This is a genomic window from Albimonas sp. (assembly GCF_055129145.1).
Genome location: NZ_JBSRTQ010000173.1, coordinates 1 through 8,099, shown reverse-complemented (window position 1 = coordinate 8,099; position 8,099 = coordinate 1). Strand labels below are relative to the sequence as shown.

General features: G+C 71.0%; 9 protein-coding genes. 5 read left to right on the top strand and 4 right to left on the bottom strand.

The annotated features are described in order from the left end of the window. Nucleotides 1–147: 147 nt before the first annotated feature. Nucleotides 148–1,098, top strand: coding sequence for an ABC transporter permease (locus ACTB72_RS18930; protein ID WP_463038570.1), 951 nt, complete (start codon nucleotides 148–150; stop codon nucleotides 1,096–1,098). Then, on the top strand, nucleotides 1,095–1,946 hold the full coding sequence (locus ACTB72_RS18925; protein WP_463038569.1) for an ABC transporter permease: 852 nt from the start codon (nucleotides 1,095–1,097) through the stop codon (nucleotides 1,944–1,946). Before ACTB72_RS18930 ends, ACTB72_RS18925 begins: the two co-directional genes overlap by 4 nt. Here ACTB72_RS18925 and ACTB72_RS18920 read toward each other — a convergent pair. From ACTB72_RS18920 to ACTB72_RS18910, 3 genes are all read right to left on the bottom strand, one after another. Beyond that, on the bottom strand, nucleotides 1,943–2,704 hold the full coding sequence (locus ACTB72_RS18920; protein WP_463038568.1) for an SDR family NAD(P)-dependent oxidoreductase: 762 nt from the start codon (nucleotides 2,702–2,704) through the stop codon (nucleotides 1,943–1,945). The two genes, ACTB72_RS18925 and ACTB72_RS18920, sit on opposite strands and share 4 nt — an antisense overlap. A 95-nt stretch (nucleotides 2,705–2,799) precedes the next feature. After that, nucleotides 2,800–3,543 (bottom strand): aspartate/glutamate racemase family protein, encoded by a 744-nt coding sequence (locus ACTB72_RS18915; protein ID WP_463038567.1) that lies wholly within the window; start codon nucleotides 3,541–3,543, stop codon nucleotides 2,800–2,802. Further along, nucleotides 3,540–4,475 (bottom strand): polysaccharide deacetylase family protein, encoded by a 936-nt coding sequence (locus ACTB72_RS18910; protein WP_463038566.1) that lies wholly within the window; start codon nucleotides 4,473–4,475, stop codon nucleotides 3,540–3,542. The genes ACTB72_RS18915 and ACTB72_RS18910 overlap by 4 nt, the downstream gene beginning before the upstream one ends. A 295-nt stretch (nucleotides 4,476–4,770) precedes the next feature. Here ACTB72_RS18910 and ACTB72_RS18905 point away from each other — a divergent pair, with 295 nt between their 5' ends. Genes ACTB72_RS18905 through ACTB72_RS18895 form a run of 3 tightly spaced genes read left to right on the top strand, consistent with a single transcriptional unit; the run spans nucleotide 4,771 to nucleotide 7,612 of the window. Next, nucleotides 4,771–5,757 (top strand): TRAP transporter substrate-binding protein, encoded by a 987-nt coding sequence (locus ACTB72_RS18905; RefSeq protein WP_463038565.1) that lies wholly within the window; start codon nucleotides 4,771–4,773, stop codon nucleotides 5,755–5,757. 11 nt (nucleotides 5,758–5,768) lie between these two features. After that, nucleotides 5,769–6,308: a TRAP transporter small permease gene (locus ACTB72_RS18900; protein ID WP_463038564.1), complete on the top strand. Its 540-nt coding sequence runs from the start codon at nucleotides 5,769–5,771 to the stop codon at nucleotides 6,306–6,308. Further along, entirely contained in the window at nucleotides 6,305–7,612 is a 1,308-nt protein-coding gene (locus ACTB72_RS18895; RefSeq protein ID WP_463038563.1) for a TRAP transporter large permease, read from the top strand. The genes ACTB72_RS18900 and ACTB72_RS18895 overlap by 4 nt, the downstream gene beginning before the upstream one ends. Nucleotides 7,613–7,687: 75 nt before the next feature. On the opposite strand, the gene ACTB72_RS18890 is transcribed toward ACTB72_RS18895, so the two are convergent. Further along, on the bottom strand, nucleotides 7,688–8,099 hold a 412-nt coding region (locus ACTB72_RS18890; RefSeq protein ID WP_463038562.1), incomplete at its 5' end, for a hydantoinase B/oxoprolinase family protein.

Genomic DNA, 8,099 nt, shown 5'->3' with positions numbered 1-8,099 from the left:
GACGGCGGCGCTTGCGGCCCCGCCGCCCAACCGGCATGGATCGGGGAGATCCGCAGCGGGAGCCCGCCCCATGACCACCCGCATGACCCGATGCGCCCTGCCCGCCCCCCGCCTCTCAATCCCATCGCACGGGGAGGCGCGGCGCGGATGATCCGGCTGCTCGCCACCCGCGTCGCCACGCTGATCGCCACGCTGGTCGTGGTCTCTGGCCTGGTGTTCGGCGTGATGAACGTGCTGCCAGGGGACCCGGCGCTGGTGGTGCTGGGCATGGATTCCACCCCCGACGCCCAGGCGGCGCTGCGCGCGCGCTTCGGGCTCGATGCGCCCTTGGGCGAGCGCTATCTGGAGTGGATCGGCGGCGTGCTGACCGGGGATTTCGGGACCAGCTACAGCTTCGCCGTCCCCGTCTCCGACCTGATCGTCGAGCGGTTGCCGGTCACCGTGCCGCTGGCGCTGATCGCCATGGTCCTGACCGGCGTGGCCGCGCTGGCGCTGGGGGTGGGGGCGGCGCTCAATCACGGGAAACCCGGGGACTGGGCGGCGATGACGCTGTCGCAGTTCGGGGTGGCGGTGCCGGCGTTCTGGCTGGCGATCCTGCTGGTATTGCTCTTCGCGGTCCACCTGCGCTGGCTGCCGCCGGGCGGCTTCCCAGGCTGGGACGACCCGGTCGCGGCGCTGCGCGCTCTGATCCTGCCGGCGACCGCGCTGGCGCTGGTGCAGTCGGCGATCCTCGCGCGGGTCACACGCTCCTCGATCCTCGAGGTCATGCGGCTCGATTTCGCCCGCACCGCGCGGGCCAAGGGGCTGAGCCGCGGCCAGACCATGCGCCGCCACGTCCTGCCCAACGCGCTGATCCCCATCGTCACCATCGTCGGGCTGCAATTCGCCAACCTGGTGACCGGGACCATCGTCATCGAGAACGTGTTCTACCTGCCCGGCCTCGGCCGGCTGATCCTGCAGTCGATCACCAACCGCGATCTCTTCACCGTGCAGGCGCTGGTGCTGTTCTTCGCCGCCGTGGTGGTGAGCGCCAACTTCCTGGTGGACATGGCCTATATCCTCGTCGACCCGCGGCTGCGCCGCCCGGCCCAGCGATGAGCGCGGCGGGCGGGCTCGCGGCCCGGCTGCCGATGGCGGGGCGGGCGGGGCTGGCGCTGGGCGGAACCCTGGTGGCGCTGGTCTTCGTCGCCGCCGCGGTGTCGCTGGTCTGGACGCCCCATGACCCGACCGCCATCGTGGTGAAGGAACGCTTCCTGCCCCCCTCGGCCGAGCACTGGCTGGGCACCGATCAGCTCGGGCGCGACGTCGCCTCGATGCTGATGGTCGGCGCGCGGCATTCGATGACCGTGGCGCTGCTGGCGGTGGGCATCGGCGGGTCCATCGGCGCGGCGCTCGGGCTGACCGCCAGCGCGGTGGGCGGCTGGGTGGAGGAGGCGGTGATGCGCCTCGCCGACATCGGCTTCGCGTTTCCGGCGCTGCTTTTCGCCATCATGCTCTCGGCCGTGTTCGGGCCATCGCTGACCAACGCGGTCATCGCCATCGCCTTCATCAACGCGCCGATCTTCGCCCGGGTGGCGCGCGGCTCGGCGGCGCTGGTCTGGCGGCTGGATTACGCGATGGCCGCGCGCGCGGCGGGTCGCAGCCGGGCGGCCATCGCCGTGGCGCATGTGCTCCCCAACATCTCCGCGGTGCTGCTGGTGCAGGCGACCATCGAATTCGCGGTGGCGATCCTGGCCGAGGCGGCCCTGAGCTATCTCGGGCTCGGCGTGCAGCCCCCGACCCCGTCCTGGGGCCGGATGCTGTCCGAGGCGCAGACGCTGCTGTTCATGGCTCCGATGCTGGCGATCTGGCCAGGGCTCTGCATCGTCGCCGCGGTGGTCGGCTTCAACATGCTCGGCGACGGGCTGCGCGACGCCACCGACCCGCGGCTGGCGCGCGCCCGCTAGGCCATCATGCCGCCGTCGACGAGGTGGACCGAGCCGGTGACGTAGCGGGCCTCGTCGGACGCCAGCCAGGAGATCAGGGCCGCGACCTCCCCCGGCTCCCCATAGCGCCCCGTCGGGATCGCGGCCGCAGTGCGGGCGCGGGCCTGCGCGGCGGCGCCGGGAAGGCGCCCCTCATCCAGCGAATCCATCATCCGCGTCGCGATCGGCCCCGGGGCCACCGCCACCACCCGCACGCCGTCCGCCGCGCCTTCCTGCGCCGCCGAGCGCATCAGCCCGATCACCGCGTGCTTGGACGCCACATAGGGGCTGAGCCCGCGCGAGCCGCGCAGCCCGGCGATGGAGGCGAGCAGAACGATCGCCCCGCCGCCCTGCGCGCGCATCCGCGGCATCAGGTCGTTGAGCCCCAGCATGACGCCGCGCAGGTTGACCGCGATCACCCGGTCGAAATCCTCCATGTCGATCTGGCCGAACTCGGCCACCTTGCCCTCGATGCCCGCGTTGAGCACCGCCGAGTCAATCCGCCCCAGCCGCCCGCGCCCCGCCTCATGGGCTGCTGCGACCGAGGCCGGGTCCGACACGTCGCAGGCCATGAACGCGCCCTGCTGGCCGATCTCGTTGGCCAGCGCCTCCAGCGGGCCCTCCTCCCGGTCGAGCAGCCACAGCCGCGCGCCCTGGCCCGCCAGCGCCAGCGCGGTTTCGCGTCCGATGCCGCCGGCGGCGCCGGTCAGCAGGATGCCCTTGCCCTCATGGCGCTCCATGCGCGTCTCCCTTTTGCGGTCGCGCCGGGGTTGGCGCGGAGCGGTCAGAGGATCAGACCCCGGGGCGACAGGCTTGCGCCGAGCGGGGCCGGGCCTCAGCGCGGGCCCATATGGCGGGCGAGCGCCGGAGAGAGCCCGGTGGAGGCCTTCCCCGGCGGGCGGGCCATAGCGCCCCTGGAGGCGCCGCAGGGCGCGAGCCGGACCAGCATTTCGGCCTGCATGACGGCGGCGGCGATGGGATCGACGGCCACGCAGGGAAAATCCGCGCCCATCTCGAAGGCCATGCCGGCGAGAGGGGCGCCGCCGAAGATCACCACATCGGCCCGATCCTCCTGCGCGGCGGTCAGGGCGAGATCCACCAGCGTCTCGCGCATGGTGGCCGCCACATCCGCCACCGGGCCGACCGCCTCGGGCGGGGTGCGCAGGCCGGCGAAGCGGCGGGCGAGCCCCAGCGCCTCGACGGAATCCAGGAACCACGAGGACATCAGGGGGGTGAAGGTGACGATGGAGAAACGCTCGCCGAGCGGGAGGGCGGCGAGCATCGCGGCCTCGGCCATGCCGGTCACCGGCAGGTCGAAAAGCTCGCGCGCGGCGCGCAGGCCGGGGTCGCCGAAGGCGGCGATGACCACGGCGTCGGCGCCCTCGAGGTTCTCGGCGATCATCTCCAGGGCCACCCCGCCGGCGATCTGCGCTTCGGAGCGGGACGAGATGTAGGGAAAGCCGCGTGTGGCGGTGAGCGCCACGATCTCCGTCCCCGGCGCCGCCACCCGGCGGGCCACGGCCGCGAGGCGGTCGGTCATCGCCTGCGTCATGTTCGGGTTGACCAGCAGGATCTTCATGCGGGGGTCTCCGGGGGCGTATCGGGGGGGGTCCATTCGGGCAGGCCGGCGGCGGCGCGCCAGCGATTGGCGATCTGGGCGCGGGTGGCGAACCAGACCTCGCCCGACGCCGACATCCGTTCCAGCAGCGCGTCGAGCCCGCCGATCCGGGCCGGGCGGCCGATGATGCGCAGATGCAGGCCCACGGACATCATCCGCGCCTCGGTCGCGCCCTCGTCCATCAGACGTTCGAACGCCGCCATGCAGTAGCGCGAAAAATCCTCGGCATGGACGAAGGCGCCGCCGGGCTCGAAGCGCATGTCGTTGGTGTCGAAGGCATAGGGCAGCAGCACATGGGGCCGGCCGGCGACCTGGGCGATGCGCGGGAAATCGTCGTCGTAGCAGTCGGAGTCATAGAGGAACCCGCCATGCTCCCCCAGCAGCCGCCGCGTGTTGGGCGAGGACGCCGAGCGCGTGTGCCAGCCCCGCGGGGCGACGCCGGTCGCGGCCTCCACCGCGGCGTGGGTGCGGGCGATGTTTTCGCGCTCGACCGCTTCCGTCATCCCCGCATGGCTCTCCCACAGCCAACCATGGCACGACGCCTCGTGCCCGCGGCCCGCGAGATCGCGCATCAGCCAGGGCAGCCGCGTCGCCGCCCGCCCGCAGGTGGAGAAGGTGGCCGGGACCCCGTGCCGGGCGAGCGCCCCGACGATCCGCCGATAGCCGGCGCGCGGCCCGTAGGCGTAGTGGCTCTCCATGCAGGGATCGGGGGCGCCGATCACCTCCTGGCGGGCCTCGTAGACGCTTTCGTTGACCGGGTCGCCGTCGGCGATGGAGCGTTCGGCCCCTTCCTCGACATTCACCACGACGGACACCGCCAGCCGCGCGCGCCCCGGCCACGGGGCCGCCGGCGCCCCGTCCCACGCGCCCCGGAAATCCCGCCGATCGTCCATGCCCACCCCCCGCGCCTGCCGCTCGGGGGCCGAGCATGGCGCGCGCGGGCGCCTGACGCCAGCCCGGTTTCGACGCGCCCGCCCGGCCCCGGCGCCGCGCCGCAAGGCGATTTTTCGGCGCCGCAACGAAATGGATACGATTCGCCCGTCGGACAGGCATCATGTCCCATCGCGAATCGTTGAGGCGACCCCGGCCCGCGCCCGGGGCGCAGGCCCGCAACTGGCACGATTATTGCGATGCAAACGATTGAAGAGCGCCGCAGGCGCCGCCCGAAACCGACAGGAGCGACGAACGATGACCCTCAGGAATTTCACCGCGCCGCTGGCGCGGTTCCTGGCCGCCGGCGCGATGGCGCTGACCGCCTCCGCCGCCACGGCCGAAGAGTGGCTGATGGCCTCGGGCTATCCCGAAGACAACTTCCTGACCAAGAACATCCGCATGTTCATCGAAGAGATCGGCGAGAAATCGGACCTCGTGATCGACCTCCAGTCCAATGACACGCTGATCAAGCTCAACGCCATCAAGACGGCGGTGCAGCGGATGCAGGTGCCCATCGGCGAAATCCGCCTCGGCGTCTACGGCAACGAGGATCCGATGTATGTCCTCGCCGGCCTGCCCTTCGTCGCCTCGACCTACGAGCAGGCCTGGGCGCTGAAGGACCTCCAGAAACCCTATTTCGACAAGGCGATGGACGAGGCCGGCCTGAAGGTCCTGTTCTACCAGCCCTGGCCGGGTCAGGGCTTCTACACCAAGACCGCGGTGAACGGCCTTGCCGATTTCGAAGGCAAGAAGCTGCGCATCTATTCCACCGCGACGCAGCAGATGGGCGAGATGCTCGGCTTCCAGGCCACCATCCTGCCCTTCGCCGAGATCCCGCAGGCCTTCTCCACCGGCCTGATCGAGGCGCTGTTCACCTCGCCCCAGACCGGCATCGACATCCAGGCCTGGGACAACACCAAGTTCTTCACCTATGCCGGCGCGATCTATTCCAAGAACGCCGTCATCGTGAACAAGGCGGCGTTCGAGGGCCTGCCCGCCGAGACGCAGCAGGTCGTTCTCGACGCCGCCGCCGCCGCCGAGAAGCGCGGCTGGGAGATGTCGGCCGAAACCACCAAGGCCCAGATCGCCACGCTCGCCGCCAACGGCATGACCACCACCGACGCGCCCGAGGAGATCGTGAGCAAGATGGTCGAGATCGGCGGCGAGATGATGAAGGGCTGGCGCGAGACCGCGAGCCCGGAGGCCATCGCCGTGCTCGACGCCTACCTCGCCGCGCGCTGAGGTCCGCCCGCGTGGCCGGAACGCTTCGCCGCACGCTCGACGCGCTTTATCTCGCGTCGGGCGTCATCTCGGGGATCTGCCTGGTGGGCATCGCCGTGACCATCGTGGCCCAGATCGTGGGGCGGGAGCTCGGCTACGTGGTCGACTCGACCGAGACGGCGGGGTTCTGCCTCGCCGCCTCCACCTTCTTCGGGCTCGCCTACGCGTTTCGCGGCGGCGCGCATGTGCGGGTCACGCTGCTGATCCGCTACGCCGGCCCCCTGCCCCGCAAGCTGGTGGAGCTGTGGTGCATCGGCTTCGCCATCGCGGCGCTGGCCTATTTCCTTTACTGGGCGGTCGACCTGGTGTGGTTCTCCTGGAAATTCAATGAGCTGAGCCCCGGCCTGCTGGCGATCCCGTTCTGGATCCCGCGCCTGTCGATGGCGGTCGGCTCGGCGATCCTCCTCATCGCGCTGATCGACGAATTCGTTTCCGTCGCCCGCGGCGAGATCCCCAGTTACGAGGCCAACGCCGAGACCGCGCTCGCCGACCTGCCGGAGGCCAGGCCATGAGCGTCGATCCCGGACTGATCGCCGTCATCCTGTTCGCGGCGATGGGGCTGCTGCTCGCCTCGGGCATCTGGGTGGCGGTGTCGCTGAGCGTGGTGGGGTTCGTCGCGATGGAGTTTTTCTCCAAGGCCCCCGCAGGCTCGCTGCTGGCGGCGACCGTGTGGGACGCGAGCTGGAACTGGGCGCTGACCGCGCTGCCGCTGTTCATCTGGATGGGAGAGATCCTGTTTCGGACCCGGTTGTCGGAAGACATGTTCCGCGGGCTGTCGCCGCTGGTCGGCCGCCTGCCCGGCGGGCTCCTTCACGTCAACATCATCGGCTGCGGGGTGATGGCGGCGGTGGCAGGGTCGTCGGCCGTCACCTGCGCCACGGTCGGGCGCATGTCGGTGCCCGAGCTGAAATCGCGCGGCTATGACGAACGCCTGATCATCGGCACGCTGGCGGGCTCGGGCACGCTGGGCCTGCTGATCCCGCCCTCGATCATGCTGATCGTCTACGGGGTCATCGCGCAGCAATCGATCAGCCGCCTGTTCATCGCGGGCGTCGTGCCGGGCCTGATGATCATCGGCCTGTTCATGGGCTATGTGGCGATCCGGGCCAAACTGGACCCCTCCCTCGCCCCGCCCTTCACCGAGCGGCTGACCTGGCGCGAGAAGGTTTCGCGCGCGAAACTGCTGATCCCGGTGTCGCTGCTGATCGCGCTGGTCATCGGCTCGATCTACGGCGGCGTCGCCACGCCGACCGAGGCCGCGACCATGGGCGTCTTCGGCGCGCTGGGGCTGGCGGCCTGGTCCCGCTCCCTTACCCGCGCGAGCTTCTTCGAGGCGCTGATGGGCGCGGTGCGCACCTCCACCATGATCGCCTTCATCCTGGCCGGGGCGGCGTTCCTGTCGATCTCCATGGGGTTCACCGGCGTGCCGCGGGCCATCGCCCGGGCGGTGGAGGCGTGGGAGCTGTCGCCCTACGCGCTGCTCGCCGTGCTGACGCTGCTCTACATCGTGCTCGGATGCTTTCTGGATGGGGTGTCGATGATGGTGGTCACCGCCTCGGTGGTGCTGCCGATGGTGCAGCATGCGGGGATCGACCTCTTGTGGTTCGGCATCTTCACGGTGATCGTGGTGGAGATGGCGCAGATCACCCCGCCGGTGGGCTTCAACCTCTTCGTGCTGCAGGGCATGACCGGGCGCGACATCCTGCAGGTGACCCGCGCCGCGATGCCGTTCTTCTTCCTGATGCTGCTGGGCATTCTGATCATCACGATCTTCCCCGCCATCGTCACCTGGCCGGTCAGCTACATGGTGCACTGAGGGCGACCCGGCCTGTCGGCGCGAAAAAGGGGGCCCGCGGGCCCCCTTTCCATGCGCAGGCTCCGGGGCCCGGCCTCAGTCCGGCTTGCCGACCAGCCCCGCCTCAAGATCCGCCGCCACCCGCGCCGGGTCGCGATCCTCCACCGGCCCGATGCCGCCGCCGCCCGGCGTCAGCACCACCAGCCGTTCGCCCGGCGGGACCATCTGGAAGCCCTTGCCGCGGAAGGTCCGGCCGGAGGCCAGCCCCACATAGCCCGGCGCCCCGTCGCCGCCGCCCTCCGCGCCCCGCGCCGGATGCTCGATCCGGTCATAGGCGGCCAGCAGCTCGAACGGCTGGCCGATGCGGCTTTCGACCTCGATCCGCTGGCCGAGGCCGCCGCGGTCGCGCCCCGCGCCGCCGGAATCCTCGCGGAACTCCTTCGCCCAGAACACCAGGGGCGTCACCGCCTCGGCGATCTCCACCGGGGTGCCCTTGACGCCGGAAGGA